The sequence below is a fragment of the Dermacoccus abyssi genome (assembly GCF_003515945.1).
Classification (GTDB): Bacteria; Actinomycetota; Actinomycetes; order Actinomycetales; family Dermatophilaceae; genus Dermacoccus; species Dermacoccus abyssi.
Genome location: NZ_QWLM01000016.1, coordinates 36,917 through 54,602, shown reverse-complemented (window position 1 = coordinate 54,602; position 17,686 = coordinate 36,917). Strand labels below are relative to the sequence as shown.

At 68.9% G+C, this 17,686-nt stretch carries 18 protein-coding genes, 1 tRNA gene and 2 pseudogenes; 9 read left to right on the top strand and 12 right to left on the bottom strand.

Annotation, left to right across the window (positions count from 1 at the left end; all coding sequences use genetic code 11):
• Positions 1-113: 113 nt before the first annotated feature.
• The 5 genes from D1832_RS12435 to glmU form a co-directional block, all read right to left on the bottom strand.
• Positions 114-1,694: a hypothetical protein gene (locus D1832_RS12435; RefSeq protein WP_118914425.1), complete on the bottom strand. Its 1,581-nt coding sequence runs from the start codon at positions 1,692-1,694 to the stop codon at positions 114-116.
• Entirely contained in the window at positions 1,684-2,274 is a 591-nt protein-coding gene (pth, locus tag D1832_RS12430) for an aminoacyl-tRNA hydrolase (RefSeq protein ID WP_118914424.1), read from the bottom strand. Before pth ends, D1832_RS12435 begins: the two co-directional genes overlap by 11 nt.
• A 113-nt stretch (positions 2,275-2,387) precedes the next feature.
• Positions 2,388-3,092 carry a 50S ribosomal protein L25/general stress protein Ctc gene (locus D1832_RS12425; protein ID WP_118914422.1) on the bottom strand — a complete coding sequence of 235 codons (705 nt, stop codon included), beginning with the start codon at positions 3,090-3,092 and terminating at the stop codon, positions 2,388-2,390.
• Positions 3,093-3,412: 320 nt separating this feature from the next.
• A complete protein-coding gene (locus D1832_RS12420; RefSeq protein WP_118914444.1) occupies positions 3,413-4,384 on the bottom strand; it encodes a ribose-phosphate diphosphokinase in 972 nt (323 codons plus the stop codon).
• An 8-nt stretch (positions 4,385-4,392) separates the two neighbouring features.
• A complete protein-coding gene (gene glmU / locus D1832_RS12415; protein ID WP_118914421.1) occupies positions 4,393-5,928 on the bottom strand; it encodes a bifunctional UDP-N-acetylglucosamine diphosphorylase/glucosamine-1-phosphate N-acetyltransferase GlmU in 1,536 nt (511 codons plus the stop codon).
• 246 nt (positions 5,929-6,174) lie between these two features.
• Here glmU and D1832_RS12410 point away from each other — a divergent pair, with 246 nt between their 5' ends.
• From D1832_RS12410 to D1832_RS12395, 6 genes and pseudogenes are all read left to right on the top strand, one after another.
• A complete protein-coding gene (locus D1832_RS12410) occupies positions 6,175-6,447 on the top strand; it encodes a low temperature requirement protein A (RefSeq protein ID WP_118914419.1) in 273 nt (90 codons plus the stop codon).
• Positions 6,426-6,839: pseudogene (locus tag D1832_RS16255) on the top strand (low temperature requirement protein A); the annotation flags it as partial. The gene D1832_RS12410 and the pseudogene D1832_RS16255, both read left to right, overlap by 22 nt.
• Before the next feature lie 29 nt (positions 6,840-6,868).
• Positions 6,869-7,318, top strand: a complete 450-nt coding sequence (locus tag D1832_RS15915; protein ID WP_241511002.1) for a hypothetical protein — start codon at positions 6,869-6,871, stop codon at positions 7,316-7,318.
• A 97-nt stretch (positions 7,319-7,415) separates the two neighbouring features.
• The gene (locus D1832_RS15910) at positions 7,416-7,556 is read left to right on the top strand and encodes a hypothetical protein (RefSeq protein ID WP_241511001.1); all 141 of its coding nucleotides are present in this window, start codon (positions 7,416-7,418) and stop codon (positions 7,554-7,556) included.
• A gap of 36 nt (positions 7,557-7,592) precedes the next feature.
• Positions 7,593-8,369, top strand: a pseudogene (locus D1832_RS12400) (alpha/beta fold hydrolase); the annotation flags it as partial.
• A 147-nt stretch (positions 8,370-8,516) separates the two neighbouring features.
• Positions 8,517-9,170 (top strand): LuxR C-terminal-related transcriptional regulator, encoded by a 654-nt coding sequence (locus D1832_RS12395; RefSeq protein ID WP_118914413.1) that lies wholly within the window; start codon positions 8,517-8,519, stop codon positions 9,168-9,170.
• 99 nt (positions 9,171-9,269) lie between these two features.
• Here the strand turns inward: D1832_RS12395 and D1832_RS12390 are convergent, their stop codons facing one another.
• From D1832_RS12390 to D1832_RS12370, 5 genes are all read right to left on the bottom strand, one after another.
• Positions 9,270-11,828, bottom strand: coding sequence for a glycogen/starch/alpha-glucan phosphorylase (locus tag D1832_RS12390; protein ID WP_118914411.1), 2,559 nt, complete (start codon positions 11,826-11,828; stop codon positions 9,270-9,272).
• Positions 11,829-12,048: 220 nt separating this feature from the next.
• Positions 12,049-12,414 carry a GntR family transcriptional regulator gene (locus D1832_RS12385; protein WP_118914409.1) on the bottom strand — a complete coding sequence of 122 codons (366 nt, stop codon included), beginning with the start codon at positions 12,412-12,414 and terminating at the stop codon, positions 12,049-12,051.
• Entirely contained in the window at positions 12,411-13,265 is an 855-nt protein-coding gene (locus tag D1832_RS12380; RefSeq protein WP_118914407.1) for a hypothetical protein, read from the bottom strand. Before D1832_RS12380 ends, D1832_RS12385 begins: the two co-directional genes overlap by 4 nt.
• Before the next feature lie 117 nt (positions 13,266-13,382).
• Positions 13,383-13,688 carry a hypothetical protein gene (locus D1832_RS12375; RefSeq protein ID WP_118914406.1) on the bottom strand — a complete coding sequence of 102 codons (306 nt, stop codon included), beginning with the start codon at positions 13,686-13,688 and terminating at the stop codon, positions 13,383-13,385.
• 382 nt (positions 13,689-14,070) lie between these two features.
• Positions 14,071-14,149: transfer RNA gene (locus tag D1832_RS12370), tRNA-Gln, on the bottom strand.
• A gap of 113 nt (positions 14,150-14,262) precedes the next feature.
• Here D1832_RS12370 and D1832_RS12365 point away from each other — a divergent pair.
• From D1832_RS12365 to D1832_RS12355, 3 genes are all read left to right on the top strand, one after another.
• Positions 14,263-14,982, top strand: coding sequence for a TetR/AcrR family transcriptional regulator (locus tag D1832_RS12365; protein WP_227484564.1), 720 nt, complete (start codon positions 14,263-14,265; stop codon positions 14,980-14,982).
• 76 nt (positions 14,983-15,058) lie between these two features.
• Positions 15,059-15,580 (top strand): MarR family winged helix-turn-helix transcriptional regulator, encoded by a 522-nt coding sequence (locus D1832_RS12360; protein ID WP_118914404.1) that lies wholly within the window; start codon positions 15,059-15,061, stop codon positions 15,578-15,580.
• A 2-nt stretch (positions 15,581-15,582) separates the two neighbouring features.
• Positions 15,583-15,987: an MmcQ/YjbR family DNA-binding protein gene (locus tag D1832_RS12355; protein WP_118914402.1), complete on the top strand. Its 405-nt coding sequence runs from the start codon at positions 15,583-15,585 to the stop codon at positions 15,985-15,987.
• A 10-nt stretch (positions 15,988-15,997) separates the two neighbouring features.
• On the opposite strand, the gene D1832_RS12350 is transcribed toward D1832_RS12355, so the two are convergent.
• Both D1832_RS12350 and D1832_RS12345 read right to left on the bottom strand, forming a co-directional pair.
• Positions 15,998-16,927, bottom strand: coding sequence for a TIGR01777 family oxidoreductase (locus tag D1832_RS12350; RefSeq protein WP_118914401.1), 930 nt, complete (start codon positions 16,925-16,927; stop codon positions 15,998-16,000).
• Positions 16,924-17,589, bottom strand: coding sequence for a TetR/AcrR family transcriptional regulator (locus tag D1832_RS12345; RefSeq protein ID WP_118914399.1), 666 nt, complete (start codon positions 17,587-17,589; stop codon positions 16,924-16,926). Before D1832_RS12345 ends, D1832_RS12350 begins: the two co-directional genes overlap by 4 nt.
• Between the last annotated feature and the right edge of the window lie 97 nt (positions 17,590-17,686).

Below are 17,686 nucleotides of genomic sequence, written 5' to 3'. Positions count from 1 at the left end.
TGGATCAGGGCGCGCAGCCGTGACACCTTCGCGCGCCGCCGGGGCGGACGAAGGCGTGACCTCAGTCTAGGTGCGCTCTGCGACAACCCCGGAACCGCGCGGAATCATCCCGCTCAGGGGCGGCCGAACAGTTCGACGTCACGAGCAACCGAGGAGCCTTCGAGGCGCAGCATCGTCCACCCGTCACCCGACGGTTCGAGGATGACGCGCGGCGTCTCGTCGGGGTGACCCGACGCGTCACCCGGGCCCTTCTCCTCGACGATGCGGCTGTGCAAGTAGGACGACCAGCGCACGCGCACCACGACGCCGCGCCCAGGCTGAACGTTGAGGACGAGGTGCGAGGCGCTCTTGCCGCGCAGCGTGGCGCCGTCACCGATGAGCGGTTTCGTGCCCGAGACCTCGAACAGGCGCCAGTCACGGTTCGACCAGACCTCGCGCCATCCCTCGGGCTGCGCGTTGGCGGTGCGCCACTCCCCCGTGCGCTTGACCGGGTGCCGGTTGAGCGCGACGTACCGGACGCTCGAGTCGCGCAACCAGCCGTTCAGGTGCTCCGGCGAGATGCTCGCCTCCCGGTCGACGAAGGCATCGGAGAGGCTACGGTCGGCCTGCGTCTCGTAGCCGCGGGCGAGCCAGAAGCCCATGGCGAGGACGAAGGCCGAGGTGTGCGTGCCGTCGGCGACCACCTCGACGCGGCTCGTCTCGATACCGGGCTGGCGCTTCAGGGCGTCCACGAGCGGTTGGTACACCGTGACCGACGACGCCGAAGCGCGCGAATCGGCCAGATCGTGCGCGGTGAAGTAGGCGGACCAGACGAGTGACGGGACGACGGCGAGCGCGGTGAAGCGGTTGCTGCGCCGGGCCGTCGCGGCCACTGCTACGGGCAGGACGGCGAACACGAGCCGCGCGAGGTTCGACCCCATCGCGTTGGGCACGGCCGAGAACACGACGATGGCGAACGTTGCGATGACGATGGCGACCTTGACCGGACGCGCCGGGTTCGCGAAGAGGAAGACCGCGAGCAGGGCGAGGGAGATGAGCGCGCGAGCCCAGCCGTAGCCTTCGGGGCCGCTGCTGCCCCACAGCCACGACGAAACACCGAGGAAGGCCAGCCCCGCGAGGATCGGCACGATCGACAGGCGTTTGCCGAGGAATCCCGCGCCCAGACCGACGAGCACGAACGCCACGGCCACTGGCGACGCCAGGCCGCTGAGGACGACGAGGAACGACGCGAGCCAGCGCCGATCGCGGATGGCGGCGTCGAGGGCTCCGATGGCGATGACCGCACCGACGAGGAACGTCGTCCGGCCGGCACCGAGGGTGAGGAGGGCGCTGATGGTCGCCACCCAGACAGCGACGATCGGTCGGCGAACCTGGGTCACAGTGAGGGCCACGGCCCACGGAATCGCGAGGGCCGCGAGCGCGACGACGAGGTGCGCACCGAGCAGCGCCGACAGCCACGGCACGATGACCGAGTAGCCGCCGGGCGGATGCGCTCCGGAGTACCAGCTGAACCAGTACCCGAGCGTCACGCCGTCACGAGCGGCCTGGGCGCGTGCGAGGGCGGCCCACATGTCGCCCACTCCGGGCGCGATGAGGACGAAGAGCAGGCCCCCGACGGCGACAACGGCCGTCGCGGACCAGGCGTGCAGCGCGAGACGTCGGCTGACGTGCTCGGTGACGCGTTCAGTGGGCATGCACGATGTTCTGCGCGTCGGTGAGCCCACGGTGGACGAGGGCTTCGACGGCGTCGCTGCCTGCGGGAACGAGGAAGTCGAGTTCCTTGCGTTCGCTCGCGTTGAAGTCCTTGAGCACGAAGTCGGCCACGTCCATGCGTCCGGGCGGACGACCGATGCCGAGACGCACGCGCAGGTAGTCCTTCGTGCCGATGCTCTTGCTGATGGAGCGCAGGCCGTTGTGGCCGCCCTCTCCGCCGCCGAGTTTGAGGCGCACCGCGCCGAAGTCGATGTCGAGTTCGTCGTGCAGGACGACGAGACGCTCCGGCGGGATCTTGAAGAACTTCATGAGCGCGCTGACGGGTCCACCCGACTCGTTCATGTAGCTGCTCGGCACCGCGATGACGGCCTTGGGCCCGGGCATGCCGCCCGGCATGGTGCCGAGGCGGATTTCGGCTGCGGCGGCCCGTGCTTTGTGGGCGCGCAACGTGACGCCTGCGTCAGCTGCCATGCGTTCGACCACCATGGCGCCGACGTTGTGGCGGTTGCCCGCATACTTCGGGCCGGGGTTGCCGAGGCCGACGACGAGCCAGGGGTCCATGGGCGTCCTTTCCACGAGCGACCAGTATGCCGCAGGGCGGTGACGACGAAGGCCCCCCGCCGCCTGCGACGGCGACGAGGGGCCTCGTCAGAGAGTCCTGTTCGGACCGGGGATCACTCCTGCTCGGAGTCGTCCCCCTCGGCTGCGTCGCCCTCGGCGGACTCGCCCTCGGCACCTTCGGCGGCCTCGGCCTCAGCGGCCTCCTCGTCGGACTCGTCGTGCTCGATGCCGGCCTCGGCCTCGGCCTCGGCGAGCTCGGCCTCGAGAGCCTCAGCGGAGATCTGCTCGGTGATGTTGACGACGAGCAGCTCCTCGTCGGAGTCGAGCGTGACGCCCTCGGGCAGCGTGATGTCCTTCGCGAGGATCTGCGTACCGGCCTCGAGGCCCTCGACGGAAACCGTGAAGAACTCGGGGATGTCGGTGGCCGGGGCCTCGACGGACAGCGTCGCGTTCTCCGTCGTGACGACGGTCTCGGGAGCGGCCTCGCCCTCGACGTGGACGGCGACGTCGACGACGACCTTCTCGCCGCGCTTCACGATGACGAGATCGACGTGCTCGATGTTGCGGCGCAGGATCTCGCGCTGGACGTCGCGGGCGAGCGCCAGCTCTTCCTTGCCGTCGTAGCGGATCGTGAGCAGGTTGTTCGGGTTCTTCACGGCGAGCATCGTGGCGTGGCCCTCGAGTTCGAGGTGAACCGGCTTCTCACCGTGGCCGTAGAGAACGGCGGGGATCTTGTCCTCACGGCGGATGCGGCGGGCAGCGCCCTTGCCGAACTCCGTGCGGATGGTGGCGTCGAGGTAGGTCTTCTCCTGTGCCATGGCTGGCCTCCAAGCGGAAGGGGCTCGCGCTTGCGCGCGAACCGACGTATCGGGTGCGGTGGCCTCGACGCGGGGCGATGTACGGGCACGAGTTCGCGCGGGTACGCCACTTCGTCACACGCTCACACAGAGCGGACGTCGAACGGAGAACCACCGCGTCGATCACGGACCCTGGATCCGAACGGCGACTTTCGTCGCGCGCCCGTGCAGCATCCCTCGCCGAGGCAACGTCGACCAGTCTAAACGAGCGACGCCACGGAGGCGAAACGGCCCCGAACCGCCGCACGTGCGGGGTTCGAGGCCGTCATCGGGCGAAGTGCTTACTGCGCCTCGTCGAACATGCTCGTGACCGAGCCGTCCTCGAAGACCTCACGGATGGCCTGCGACAGCAGCGGCGCGATGGACAGCACCGTCAGCTTGTCGAACTTCTTCTCCGGCGTGATCGGCAGGGTGTCCGTGACAATGACCTCGCGGGCCACCGAGTCGTTCAGGCGCTGAACGGCCGGGTCGGAGAAGATCGCGTGCGTCGAGGCGATGACGACGGACGCGGCGCCGTCGTTCAGCAGCGCGTCGGCCGCGTGGCAGATGGTGCCACCCGAGTCGATCATGTCGTCGACGAGCAGGCAGGTGCGGCCTTCGACCGAGCCGACGACGCGGTTGGCGACCGACTGGTTGGGGCGCGTCACGTCGCGCGTCTTGTGGATGAAGGCCAGCGGTGCGCCGTTGAGGCGCTTGCTCCAGGCCTCGGCGACCTTGATGCGGCCGGCGTCCGGCGAGACGACGGCGAGGTTCTCGTTGCCGTACTTGCTCGCGACGTAGTCGGTGATGACCGGCAGGGCCTGCAGGTGGTCGACGGGACCGTCGAAGAAGCCCTGGATCTGGTCGGTGTGCAGGTCGACCGCCATGAGGCGGTTGGCACCGGCCGTCTTGAACATGTCGGCGACGAGGCGGGCCGAGATCGGCTCGCGGCCGCGCGACTTCTTGTCCTGACGTGCGTAGCCGTAGAACGGCGCGACGACGGTGATGCGCTTGGCCGAGGCGCGCTTGAGCGCGTCGACCATGATGAGCTGCTCCATGATCCACTGGTTCACCGGAGCGGTGTGGCTCTGGATGACGAAGGCGTCGCAACCGCGCACCGACTCGTCGAAGCGCACGTACGTCTCCGAGTTGGCGAAGTCGTAGGCCTGCGTCGGCACGAGCTGGGTGCCGAGCCCCTCAGCCACCGCCTGCGCGAGTTCGGGGTTGGCCCGTCCGGAGAAGACCATGAGGTTCTTCTCGGTCGTGCGCTTCATGGACAGGCTCACTTCGTGATCCCTTCGTCTGCGGAGGATTCCTCGTCAACACTAGTGGACGCCGCTTCACCGGCGGCGGCCCGGGGCGAGGCGTGCGCGACGTCACGCGCGGCGTCCGCCGTCTTCGTCCCGGCACGGCGGCGCTCGACCCACCCGTCGATGTTGCGCTGCCGGCCGCGGGCGACCGCGATCTGGCCGGAGCCGACGTCGCCGTCGACGGCGGAACCGGCGGCGACGTACGCGCCGGGCGCAATGGTGACGGGTGCGATGAGCACCGAGTCGGAGCCGACGAAGCTGTGGGCGCCGACGTGCGTCACATGCTTGTTGACGCCGTCGTAGTTGGCGAAGATCGTGCCCGCGCCGATGTTCGCGCCCTCACCGATGACGGCATCGCCGCAGTACGTGAGGTGCGGCACCTTGGCGCCGTCGCCGATCTGGGCGTTCTTCGTCTCGACGAACCCGCCGATCTTGCCCTTCGCGCCGAGCTCGGTGCCCGGGCGCAGGTAGCTGAACGGGCCGACGCTCGCGCCGGCGCCGATCGTCGCGAGGTTGGCCTGCGTGCGCACGACGGACGCGTCGTCGGCCACCTCGGTGTCGACCAGCGTCGTGTCGGGGCCGATCGCGCAGTTCGCGCCGATCGTCGTGGCGCCGCGCAACTGCGTGTTCGGGTGGACGACGGTGTCGCGCCCGATCGTCACCTCGACGTCGACGAACGTCGTCGCCGGATCGATGACGATGGCGCCGTCACGCATGGCCTGCTCGACGATGCGCTTGTTGAGCTCGCGGCCCATGGCGGCGAGCTGAACCTTGTCGTTGACGCCCTCGGTCTGCATGAGGTCGTCGATCGTGTGCGCCTCGACGCGGCCGCCCGCCTCGCGGGCAAGCCCGAGGACGTCGGTGAGGTACTTCTCGCCCTGGGCGTTGTCGGTGGTCACCTTCGCGAGGCTCTCGCGCAGCACCGCCGCGTCGAACGCGTAGATGCCGGAGTTGATCTCGCGGATCTCGACGGCGTCCTTGTGCTCGGTGCCCTCCTCGCGGGCCTTCAGCGCGTCCTTGTGCTCGATGATGCCCGCGACGGAACCCGCGGCGTCACGCAGGATGCGCCCGTAGCCGGTGGGGTTCGGCACAACGGCGGTGAGCACGGTGACGGCGTTGCCGCCCTGCTCGTGCGCCGTCGTCAGCTCGGTGAGGGTCTGCGTCGCGAGCAGCGGCACGTCGCCGTAGGTGACGAGCACGGTGCCGGAGAGATCGTTCGGCAACATCTCGAGCGCGCACTCCGCAGCGCGACCGGTGCCCTTGACCTCGTCCTGGTCGGCGATCGTCGCGTCGGGAGCGATCTCTGCGATGTGCGCCGCGACCCTCTCACGCTGATGGCGCACGACGACGGCGAGGTGCGACGGCTCAGTGCCCCGGGCGGCCGCGACGGCGTGCCCGACGAGGGAACGTCCGCCGATCGTGTGCAGCACCTTGGGGATGTCTGACTTCATGCGGGTGCCCTCGCCGGCGGCGAGGACGATGATGGCTGCGGGACGCGGTGCGCTCACGTGTGAAGCTCCCCTGCGATTCGGTGATGTCTGGAAGCTGCGGCCCGCCTCGGATCACGAACGGGCAGCAGTAGCACAGCGACTCTACCGCCCCACTTCCCGCCTCGCCCCGGGGAACGCTTGTCCCGGCCTGGACGCAAGGCGCCATGGGCGTCTTCGCCAGCGTGTCGTGCGGCGCCGTTCCGGCATCCGGGCGGCGCTCGTTGGAGCGCGAGAGGGGGGCTCGGCGTCCTTCATCCTTGCGGAATGAACGACACCGGCGCGAAGCCCGCCGTCCTGCATCAGCGCGTCGGCTGGCTCGAGCTCTTCTACCACCTCGTCTTCGTCGTCGTCATCGTACGCCTCACCCATCTCGTGCACGGCGATCCGTCGTGGTCGCTCATCTGGACCTCCATCGGGCTGACGTTCGTCGTGTGGCTCGCGTGGTCCAACGTCAGCGCCATGACGAACGTGTCGGGTGTGGTCGGCCCGCGCGGCGCCCGCTGCTCTTCCTCTCGATGGCCGGGATGGGCGTCCTAGCGATCGGTGTGGAGGGCGTGACCGAGGGCCACTTCTGGTTGTTCGTCATCGGGTACGCCATCGCACGCGCCGCGACGTGGCCGCTGTGGCTGCGCGGACGCATCGAACGCCCGAACCACCTGACGCGCGCCCTACCCTTCGCCCCGTTCCTCCTCGCCACCCTCGCCGTCGGCTTCGTCCACCAGGTCTGGCTCCTCGTCGTGGCTCTCGTGGTGCTGGCCACCGCCGAGATCGGCTTCTCGTTCGCCGGCCGCGGCGACGTGGAGGGCCGACGCCTGCACGGCCCGCACATGGTCGAGCGCATCGGCCTACTGCTCATGCTTCTGCTCGGTGAGTGCGTCGTCCAGATCGTCAACGCCCTCGACGAGGATCATCGCGAGCCGATGCACTGGGTGACGGCGGCGTGCGCCATGGCGCTGTCGTGCGCGCTGTGGTGGCTCGTCTACGACGCGACGGTACCAAGATCGAGGCCGCGATGGATCGCGACGACACCTCGATCGCCGACTTCATCGGCGGCGCCCAGCTCGGCATCGCCTCCGGGCTCGTCCTCATGGCGGCCGGCATGGCCGACGCCGTCCACTCGGCGCAGGCCGAGGAAGGCGCGGCGCACCTGCACTCCGGATCGCTCGCCTGCTTGTGCCCCCTCGTGTTCCACGTGCCCGTGGCCGTCGTCTGGGTCTTCGGTGACCCCTGGGTGCCGTGGATCGTCCTCGTGGCACTTTTCGCCAACGTCGTCGCCGACATCGTTCTGCAGGCCATGGGCACGAAGCGCATCACGGCGTTCGTCGAATCGGGTGGCTTTGAGGAGCGGATGGGCGCGGCGGCCAAGCGCACGACAGAGCCGAGCGTCGGCAACGGCGAGCTCGGCTGAGCATGAGCCACGCGTCTGTCCCTCCTCGGCCGAACCGGCCGAGCAACCCGTCCGTCGTACGCGTGTGCGCTCCGTCGGCCGCCGGGTGCTGCGCGGCGTGGTCACGACGTTTCTCGTCGTCACGGTGCTGTCGCTGACGTTCAACGCACTCACCACTCCCCCGAAACGCCTCGACGCACCGACAGGTGCCGACGTCGACGTTCAGCTGCGCGACGGGCGAACCATCAGCGTCCATTAGGAACGCTGGGGCGACGCAGCTTCGACGCAGACTGCGCTCGTTCTCGTCCACGGTTTCGCCGAGTCGACCGTGTCGTGGTCTCTCGTCGCACCGCAGTTGGCGAAGGACCGGCCCGTCGTCGCCGTCGACCTCGCGGGCTCGGGGTACTCGCAGTACTCGGAGCGCTACTCGCTCGATGACCAGAGCGACCTCGTCCTCGGCGTCGTCGAGGCGCTGCAGCTCGACAAGCCGACGCTCGTCGGGCACTCACTCGGGGCCGCCGTCGTCGGGGCGGTCGCCCTCGAGCACCCCGATCGGATCTCCGGCATCGTCTTCGCCGACGGTGACGCCCTCCCGTTCGACGGACGCGAGGGCGAACCGCCGGCCGTCGCGTCGTTCATCGCACGCACTCCGTACGCCCTGTCGCTGTACCGCCTCGGCACGCACTGGAACTGGTTCCCTCGGCGCATCTTCGACGCACAGTGCGGAAGTGTCTGCCACGGCCTGCATGGCGCGAAGGGCGATGCCCTCGTCGACGCGTGGATCCGCCCGCTGCGGCAACGCGTCGCGGAGGAGGCGATGCTCGACACGGCGGATCGACCGATGCTCCACCTCACGCCCGAGCAGGTCCGCGCGATTCGGGTGCCGCGCGCCGTCCTGTGGGGCGAGGAGGACGCCACCGGTGGCGGCTCACGCGAGGGCGCCGAGCGCAACCTCGGCCACCCGCCGTCGGCGACCGTCGCGAACGCCGGGCACCTGTCGATGGTGGCGGACCCGGACGGCTTCGTGCGCGCGCTCAACGGTCTCCTGGGCCGGATGACACCTGCCGGCTGACCTCGTTCCGCCGGCCCGGATCACCCTCGCGCGGCAAGCGTGAAATCGACCTTCTACCCGGTCCTGCGCCCGAGCGGTCGGCGCGTCGATAGACTCCCGCGAGAACCATCGTCGGGCCCTCGGGCGAATCGGGTTGGAGGACAACAGGTGTCAACCCAGCACAAGAAACTGCGCGTTGCGCTCATCAACGACTTCGAGATTGTCGTCCAAGGTCTCGACGCTCTCCTCAGGCCGTACGCGGACGAGGTCGAGCTCGTGGCGCAGACCGAGATCAGCCAGGGCGTCGACATTGCGTTGTACGACTGTTTCGCCATGGCCGACCGCGGCTGGTCGACCCTCAACGTCTTGAGCGCCGACGAGAACGTCAAGCGCATCGCCGTGTTCACCAAGAGCATTCCGCAGTCGTTCGTCGACCCGATGCTCGACATGGGGGTGACGGGCGTCCTGTCCAAGGCGCTGGGCGGCGAGGAACTCGTGCGGTCCCTGCGCGCCATCGACTCCGGCGAGCACGTCGTGTCGGAGTCGCTCCCCATCGAGCTCGAGCGCGGCGCGTGGCCGGGGCGCCGCCAGGGCCTCACCGAGCGTGAGAGCGAGGTCGTCGCGCTCATCTGCCAGGGCATGCCGAACGACATCATCGCCGTGCACCTGCACCTCACGCTCAACACCCTCAAGAGCTACATCCGCACCGCCTACCGCAAGATGGGCGTCACGACGCGCTCCGAAGCCGTGCTGTGGGGCGTCGGTTACGGCTTCCACATGACGCCGCCGAGCACCCCGGACACGTCCGCGCAGACCGCCTGACGCCGCGACCCACCGAGCAGCGAGAACGTCACCAACAGCGCGAACGCCCGCGTCACCGGCCGAAACGGCCAGGTGACGCGGGCGTTCGCGTTTCGGGCGTCAGCTCTTCGGCATCCAGATGCGGTCGAGGTAGTCGCGCATCGAACGATCGGATGAGAAGAAGCCGGAGCGCGCGACGTTGAGCACCGCCGAGCGGGTCCAGCCGTCGACGTCGCGGTAGGCGGCATCCACGCGGGCCTGCGCGTCGAGGTAGGACTGGAAATCGGCGAGCGCCATGAACCTGTCCTTGTAGAGCAGATCATCGACAACCGGAGCCGCGAGCGAGCGGTCGCCACCGGTGAAGTGGCCGCTCGCGAGCAGGTCGATGGCGCGCTTGAGCGCCGGGTTCGACTCGTAGAAGGACGACGGTGTGTAGCCGCGGTCCGCGAGCGCCGCCACCTCGGGCTCGAGCATGCCGAAGAGGAAGAAGTTCTCGTCGCCGACGAGTTCGCGGATCTCGACGTTCGCGCCGTCGTCGGTGCCGATCGTCAGCGCGCCGTTGAGGGCGAACTTCATGTTGCCCGTGCCGGAGGCCTCCTTGCCGGCGAGGGAGATCTGCTCGGAGAGGTCGGCGGCGGGGATGAGCTTGTTCGCGAGCGTCACGTTGTAGTTCGCGGGGAACGCGACGGCCATGAGGTCGGTGACGCGCGGGTCCTGCGCGATCGTCTTCGCCACCGAGTTGATGAGGAAGATGATCTCCTTCGCCATGAAGTAACCTGGCGCCGCCTTGGCGCCGAAGACGAAAGTGCGCGGCACGACGTCCTCGCGGCGCACACGCCCGCTCGTGATGTCGTCGTACATCGAGACGATGTGCAGCAGCTTGAGCGTCTGACGCTTGTACTCGTGCAGGCGCTTGACCATGACGTCGAGCATCGCGTGCTCGGGCAGTTCGATGCCGTCACGCTGGCTCAGGATGGAGCGCAGGCGATCCTTGTTGGCCTGCTTCACCTGGCGGAAGCTCTCGGTGAACGCGGCGTCGTCGGCGTAGGGCTCGAGTTCGCGCAGACGCTCGAGATCGGTCTCCCAGCCGGGGCCGATCGTGTCGGTGATGAGAGTGGACAGCTGCTGGTTCGCAAGGCGGATGAAGCGGCGCGGCGTCACGCCGTTCGTCACGTTGGTGAACTTGTTCGGCCACAGGGCCGCGAAGTCGGGAAGCAGCTTGTCGCGCAGCAGTTCCGAGTGGAGCGCGGCGACGCCGTTGACCTTGACGCCGGCGACCGTCGCGAGGTTGGCCATGCGGACGGCCCGCTCGGGGTGCTCCTGGATGACCGACATGCGGCGAACGCGCAGTTCGTCACCGGGGAAGGCTTCGCGAACGGTGTCGAGGAACTCCTCGTTGATGCGGTAGATGATCTCCATGTGGCGCGGCAGCAGGCGCGTCATGAGCTCGACGGGCCACACCTCGAGGGCCTCGGGCAGCAGGGTGTGGCAGGTGTAGGCGAAGCACTTGCTCGTGACCTCCCACGCGGCGGCCCACTCCATGTCGTGCTCGTCCATGAGCAGACGCATCATCTCCGGAATGGCGATGACGGGGTGGGTGTCGTTGAGCTGGAAGATGATGCGCTCGTCGAGCCTCGTGAGGTCGAAGTCCTCCTCGAGCGTGCGGTCGATGAAGTCCTTGAGCGAGCACGCGACGAAGAAGTACTGCTGCTGCAGGCGCAGTTCACGCCCCTGCGGCGTCGAGTCCTCCGGGTAGAGCACCTTCGAGATGTTCTCGGCGAAGGTCTGGGCGCGCACGGCCTCGGCGTAGTCGCCGGAGTTGAAGATCTCGAGGTCGAACTCCTGCGTGGCGCGGGCGCTCCACAGACGCAGTGTATTGACGACGCCGTTCTGGTAGCCGGGAACCATGTAGTGGTACGGGATGCCCTGCACGTTCCAGGCCGGCAGCCAGCGGGGGCGGGTGCGGCCATCGCCGTCGATGTACTGCTCGGTGGTGCCGCCGAAGTTGACCTGGACGGCGCGGTCGGGGTGCGGGAACTCCCAGGGGGCGCCGAGGGAGAGCCACGCGTCGGGCACCTCGACCTGGCGCCCCTCTTCGAAGGTCTGACGGAAGATGCCGTACTCGTAGCGGATGCCGTAGCCGATGCTCGGCACGTCCATCGACGCGAGCGAGTCGATGAAGCAGGCGGCGAGGCGGCCGAGACCACCGTTGCCGAGGCCGGGCTCGATCTCCTGGGCACGCAGGAGATTGAAGTCGAGGCCGAGCGACGTCATGGCCTGCTCGGCGATGTCTCCGAGGTCGGTGGCGAGCAGCGAGTTACCCATCTGGCGGCCCAGCAGGTACTCGGCCGAGAGGTAGCCGACCATCTTCGTCGGGTTCTGACGACGACGCTCCGCGGTGCGCAGCCAGTCGGCCATGAGGTAGCCGCGGATGGTGCGGGCCAGCGCGAGGTACTGGTCGGTGGTCGTCGAGCGCTTGAGCGCGACGCCGGCCTCGAAGTTGAGTTCGTCGAGGAACGCCTTGGCGAAGCCGTCGACCGTGCGCTCGGGGCCGACAACGGGCTCGGTGGCCCGGGGGCTCGTGGGCTCGAACGCCGAGCCCTTGACGGAGCTGTCGAGTCGCGGGGTCTCGTCGGCGAGCCAGCCTGCGCTGGGACGATCGGACGGGTCGTGGGACATGAACTCTCCGGGGGAAATCGAGGTCGGTCGGGCCCGCTCGTGCGGCACTTCCGATCCTAGGTCGTGGCTGCTGGGTGCGCGATCCACGCGTGACGGTGGCCGTGATGTCTCGCCGAAATCGATTCTCCGGCCGCACTCCCCCGCGAACAGCTACTCGTCCGTATCTCGGGCGGACAGCAGCAGCCGCGGCATCGCCGCAACCGGAACGCCGGCCAGGCGATCAGCTTCTCCTCAGAACCCTCTCGAGGGAAGCGCGCACGTCGTCGGAGTCGGCGCCCAGCGTCCTCGCGCGAGCGACGAAGCCTGCGGCGAGGGAGTCGAGTTCGCTCGTGTCACTCCGACGTTGTCGAGCCTTCACTCGAGTTCCTGCGGCGCGGCGTGTTTCGACGTAGCCCCCGGCCTCGAGTTCCCTGAACGCCCGCGAGACCGTGCCGGGGGCCACCTGCAAGTCGCCGGCGAGTTGTCGCACTGTCGGCAGCCTCTCGCCCTGCCCGAGTTCGCCCGTGTCGATGAGGAGGGCCAGCTGCCGCCGGATCTGTTCGTAGGGCGGGGTGGGGTCGGCAGCGTCGACGCGCAGTGCACTCATCGCGTGGCCGCCCGAGCGAGCTGGGTGCGCACGCCCACGAGGCAGGCGACGAGCGCGATCAGGAGCCCTGCGACGCCGCACCAGTGCGCCACGGAGACCCAGGTCGGCGCACCAGGCTGGGTCGTTCGGGTGCCGCCCGTCACGAGGAGCGCGACGCCGGCAAGGCTGAGACCGAGCGCCAGGAGGGCAATGCACTGGAGCGAGCGAGCACTGCGGTGACGCAGAGCGTCGTCGCTGACGGCTTCGGCGTGATCGGCGTTGAGTTGCGGACGCGCAGCGGCCGCGCGGAGTCCTACGAGCAGGCCCACGCACAGGACGAGCAGGCTGACCCCGAGCGGCACCCCGTAGTAAGCCCCCGGCCATGGGCTGCGGCCCTCGCCCCCCAGGGCCGTCGCCCATTCGACGGCGCGGCCATCGCGGCCCATGTAGTCCGCCGACGCGGTGAGGCCGGCGAGCACGAGCAGTCCGACCAGCGCCCCGAGCGTGACGAGCATTGTTGTGGCTGCCGCACGCGAGACGAAGTCGGACGGGTTTCGGCGTGCCAGGGACGCCGAACGCTCGAGCGCTCCCTCGCGCGGCGCGCTCATTTCGCCGACCGCCATGACGACGGTGGCCACCGCGCCCGCGAGGGCGGGAGCGACGACAAGGCCACGCCCCAGCGAACCGCCGAAGGTCACGCTCCCGGCGAAGGCCGCGACCCCGCAGACGAGGGCGACGAGGCGAGTGGCGCGAAGATGCCGCCCTGCGCTTCGTTCGATGGATGTGCCCGAGTCGTCACCGCGCCGCGCAGAAAGGGCGACAACCACAATGCCGACGACGAGCATGACCGCGCCGATGAACAGAATGGGCATCCCGGACTCCTTGTTTCAAGTGATTGATACAACAAGTGTGCGACCCGGCAACCATTTGTGTCAATGGCTTGGAACAAGGGTGTGAGACCACGACCCGCCACCTGACGCTTACGAGCCCTACGGGCGTCGCACATGCGTCACCAGAACGAGGGAAAGTAGGGCTGACGTGAGGACGGCCCCAATGGTGGTGGCGGTGCGCGACACCTCCGTCACGGCGAGTGCCACCGTGACGACGCCGACGGCGAGGGCTGCGAACGCGGCGCGGACGGCGATGACATTCCTCGAAAGATGTTCGAGCGAGCGGCTGAGGTCGGTGCCCTCCATCACCTCGCTGGTCGAGGTGAATGCCTTGATCGGCAGGACGACGAGCATGGCCACGAGGATGCCAACGCCGCCCGCGATGCACCAGCTACCCAGGAGCATGGAACAGAGCCCCCGTCATGCCGCGCGCATCTTCGGGCCACCAGTAGTGGTCGTAGCTGTCGCCAATGGAGCAGGGAAACCCACACTGGAACACCGGAGCCCGAGTTGTGCGAGGGCGGCGTAAAAGGAAGTCCCACCGAGTGGAGAACCTGAACCTTATTCACCGTGGATAATCCACCTTGCAATGCCTCGCTCACCACCGAGCGGGGCATTGTGCGTGCCCCATCACCACACCGACGATCCGCCGGCAGCCACACTAGGCCCGAAGTGCCGGATGGGACTTCATCTCGACACGCTCGGGGAGAAATCAGCCGCCGAAATCGCTGCGAACCGTAGATTCGCAAACGGAGAGGGCAGTTACTCGCAAACTAGCTTGGGCGGGCTCCCCGGGTTGGAATCGAACCAACGTCGCTAATCCTGATTCAAAGTCAGGCGGCCCCTGCCAGCAGAGCAACCGGGGAACGTCCGCGAACGGACCGCCCCAGAGTAGTTCACCGCCCGCACCTGCGGCACATCGGCGCACGGCCCGACCCGCGAGCGCCGAACTCGCCTGTGAGCAGGGCACAATGAGGGAATGACGACGTCACGGCCGAAGATCCGCATGACCGGCACCGAGCGTCGGGAGCAACTCATCGGCGTCGGGCGACGCGTCTTCGCCGAGCGCGGCGTCGCCGACGCCACCGTCGAGGAGATCGCGGCCGCGGCCGGCGTCACGAAGCCCGTCGTCTACGAGCACTTCGGCGGCAAGGAGGGCCTCTACGCCGTCGTCGTCGATCGGGAGACCCGCGCCCTGCTCGAAACCATCGCCGACGCCATCACCGAAGACATGAGCCCGCGCGAGTTCTTCGAACGCGCCACCGTCGCCGAACTGCACTACATCAGCACGCGCCCCGACGGCTTCCGCGTCCTCATCCGCGACGCCCCGTCCTGGCACTCCACCGGCCCCCTGTCGAGCCTCATGTCCGACCTCGCAACGCAGATCGAGACCTACCTCGCCCGCGTCATGCGCCGCCGCGAGATCGACGAGCGCTTCGCCCCCATCTACGCGCAGATGTTCGTCGGTATGGTCGCCCTCACCGGCGACTGGTGGCTCGAACACGGCCACGAGTTCACCGCCGAAGAAATCGCCGCGCACATGGTCAACCTCGGCTGGAACGGCCTCACCGGCCTCGAAGCCTCACCCCGCCTCGAGACCACGGCCATCGACGCCACCGCGCCGCCGCGCGGCAACTCGTCGCTCGTCACGCGTCTCGATGACGAGGGTGCGGACGGCGCCGCGTCGGCCGACGCCTGAACCGGCGCGAGCTGGGCCGGCACCGCGCCAAAGTCTCTCGACGTCAAGTTTCTTGATGCGTCGGTAGACTGCACGCATGACAGGCCACCGCGAACCCCAGCCCGAGACGCGCGGCGACGAGGTCGACGCGATCGTCACAGCCTGGAACACGGTGCGTCCCGATCTCGACGCCACCCCGCTCGACGTCCTCTCGCGCATCAGCCGCATCGCACGTCGCCTCGACCAGGCCCGCTCCTCCGTCTTCACCGAGCACCAGCTCGAAGGCTGGGAGTTCGACGTCATGTCCGCGCTGCGCCGCGCCGGTGAGCCCTTCCAGCTCTCCCCCGGCGCGCTCGTCCAGCAGACCCTCGTCACGTCCGGCACGATGACGAACCGCGTCGACCGCCTCGAGAAGCGCGGCTACGTCGCCCGCGAACCCTCCCCCAGCGACCGCCGCGGCGTGCTCGTGCGCCTCACACCCGACGGCCTCACCGTCGTCGACGCCGCCTTCGACGCCCTACTCGCCCACGAGCGGCGCCTCCTGTCCGGCATGGACGAACGGAGCCGCGCCGACCTCGCCGACTCCCTGCGCGCCCTTCTCGCCGCCGTCGAGACCTGACGATGACCGCCGACTCCGCGCACCTCCTCGCCCGCGTCCGCGACATCTGCCTCTCGTTCCCCGGCGCCCAGGAGAAGACCTCCCACGGATCGCCCGTTTTCTACACGACGAAGACGTTCGGCTGGTGGGCCGGCCACGTCCACCGCGACGACCGCGCCCGCGGCGTCCCTGACGACGCCCTCGCGCAGGCCATCACGTTCCTGCCCAGCCCCGACGAGCGCGACGCCCTCCTCGCCGACGGCCGCTTCCTCGTCCCCGCCTACCTCGGCACCCGCGGCTGGCTGGCCTACGACCTCAGCGGTCGCCTCGGCGGCCCGGGCGACTGGAGCGAGGTGCACGAGCTGATCGATTCCTCCTACCGCGCGACGGCCGGCAAGCGGCTCATCGCCCAGCTCGACGCCCGCTGACGCGAAGACTTCAGCCGAGCTGCACCCGCAACAGCCCCCTTGGCGTTTCCTTCGCGATATCGGCGAGCGCCTCATCAAGGCCCGGGAACGCGAACCCGTACCCCGTCGCGGTGAGAACGCCGGGCTCCACCCACCGGCTCTTGAGCACGAGTTCGGGCTCCGTGCGGATGACGCGCCCGCCGAACTCGAGCGACCACCGCGGCAGCGGCACTCCACGATCGGGAAGTCGACCGGCGAAGTGACGACGCACGGCCGCCGTCAGCGTCCGGTTCCTCACCGGATGCGGCGAGGCCAGATTCACCGGCCCGGCGATCCGGTCGTCGGCCATGATGTGCCGTACCGCGCCATACACGTCATCGAGATGGATCCAGCTGAACACCTGGTCGCCGTCACCCTGCGGACCGCTGAACCCGACGCGAGCGAGGTTGATGAGAGGGCTGAGGGCACCGCCGTCCGCGCCGAGCACGATCGACGTTCGCAGCGCCACCTTGCGCACCGACGTCGGGGCGTCGAAGAGCTCACACTCCCAGGCGCGGGCCACCGACACCGAGAATCCCGTGCCGAGCTCGCCGTCGGCCTCGTCCTGCGGCCGGTCACGGGCATCGCGGTAGATCGTGCCCGTGCTCGCGTTCAGCCAGACGATCGGAGGGTTCGGGCACCGCGCCAATGCCTCGCCGAGGCTGCGCGTCGTCTCGGTGCGCGAGGAGAAGATCTCGTCGGCCGTCTTCTTCGTGTACCGACAGCTGACGGAGCGACCGGCCAGGTTGAGCAGCGCGTCGGCGCCGTCGAGCACGGGCGCGAGGTCGTCGTCCCACTGCGCGTCGTTCTGCGCACCGCGGCCGATCGTGCGGACCTCGAACCCGTCACGCCGGAACGCCTCCTGCAGCCGTCGGCCCATGAAGCCCGACGCCCCCGCCATGACAATCACGCCTGAGTTCATTTCTGCTCCTTCGACAGCCGGTCGATGAGATCTGTGAGGTCACCCGTCACGCCACGGGCGAAGGGCAAGCGCGCGAGCGACAGCAGCTTGCCCACGATGGGTGGCGCGCCCTCGACAAGGGTCTGCGTCCGTTTCAGACCGGGCGAGTCGTCGACGGCCCAGTGGAGCACCACGCCGAGGTAGGCCGTCCACAGCAGCACCGGCAACTGTTCGCCGAGTCGCCCCCTCGGCACCTCGGAGGAGATGACGAGCACGTGGCGCACGAGGGCGATGGCCTCGTCACGCGGCGACGCGGACTCGGCCGAGAACGGGCTGACGCCGGCGCCCGGACGCAGCGCGACGTGCAGCATCGTCGAACCGAAGTCGTGGTACGGCGCGTTGACCTCGATGCCCGCCTCCCACAGGACCCGCAGGTTCTGCGCCAGCGGCGCCCCCTCGCGCAGACGCGGCTCCGCGAGACGCCGGTGCTCGACCTGGATGCGCCGGTACAGCTCCTGGACGAAGGCGTCCTTGCCGTCGAAGTAGTAGTACGCGTTGCCCTGCGAGACACCGGCCTCCGTGGCAATGAGGCGCATTGTCGTCTTCTCGTAGCCCCGTTCCCGGAACAGGCGCAGCGCCGTTTCGACGAGCACCTCCCGTGTGGCTTCCGACTTCGTCGTCATGTGAGGAACACTACGCCTTTTTGAACACGTTCAAAACCTTTGCGCACAGGCACGAGAATGCCCGGTCGGACCGTGGGGTCCGACCGGGCATCGCCGT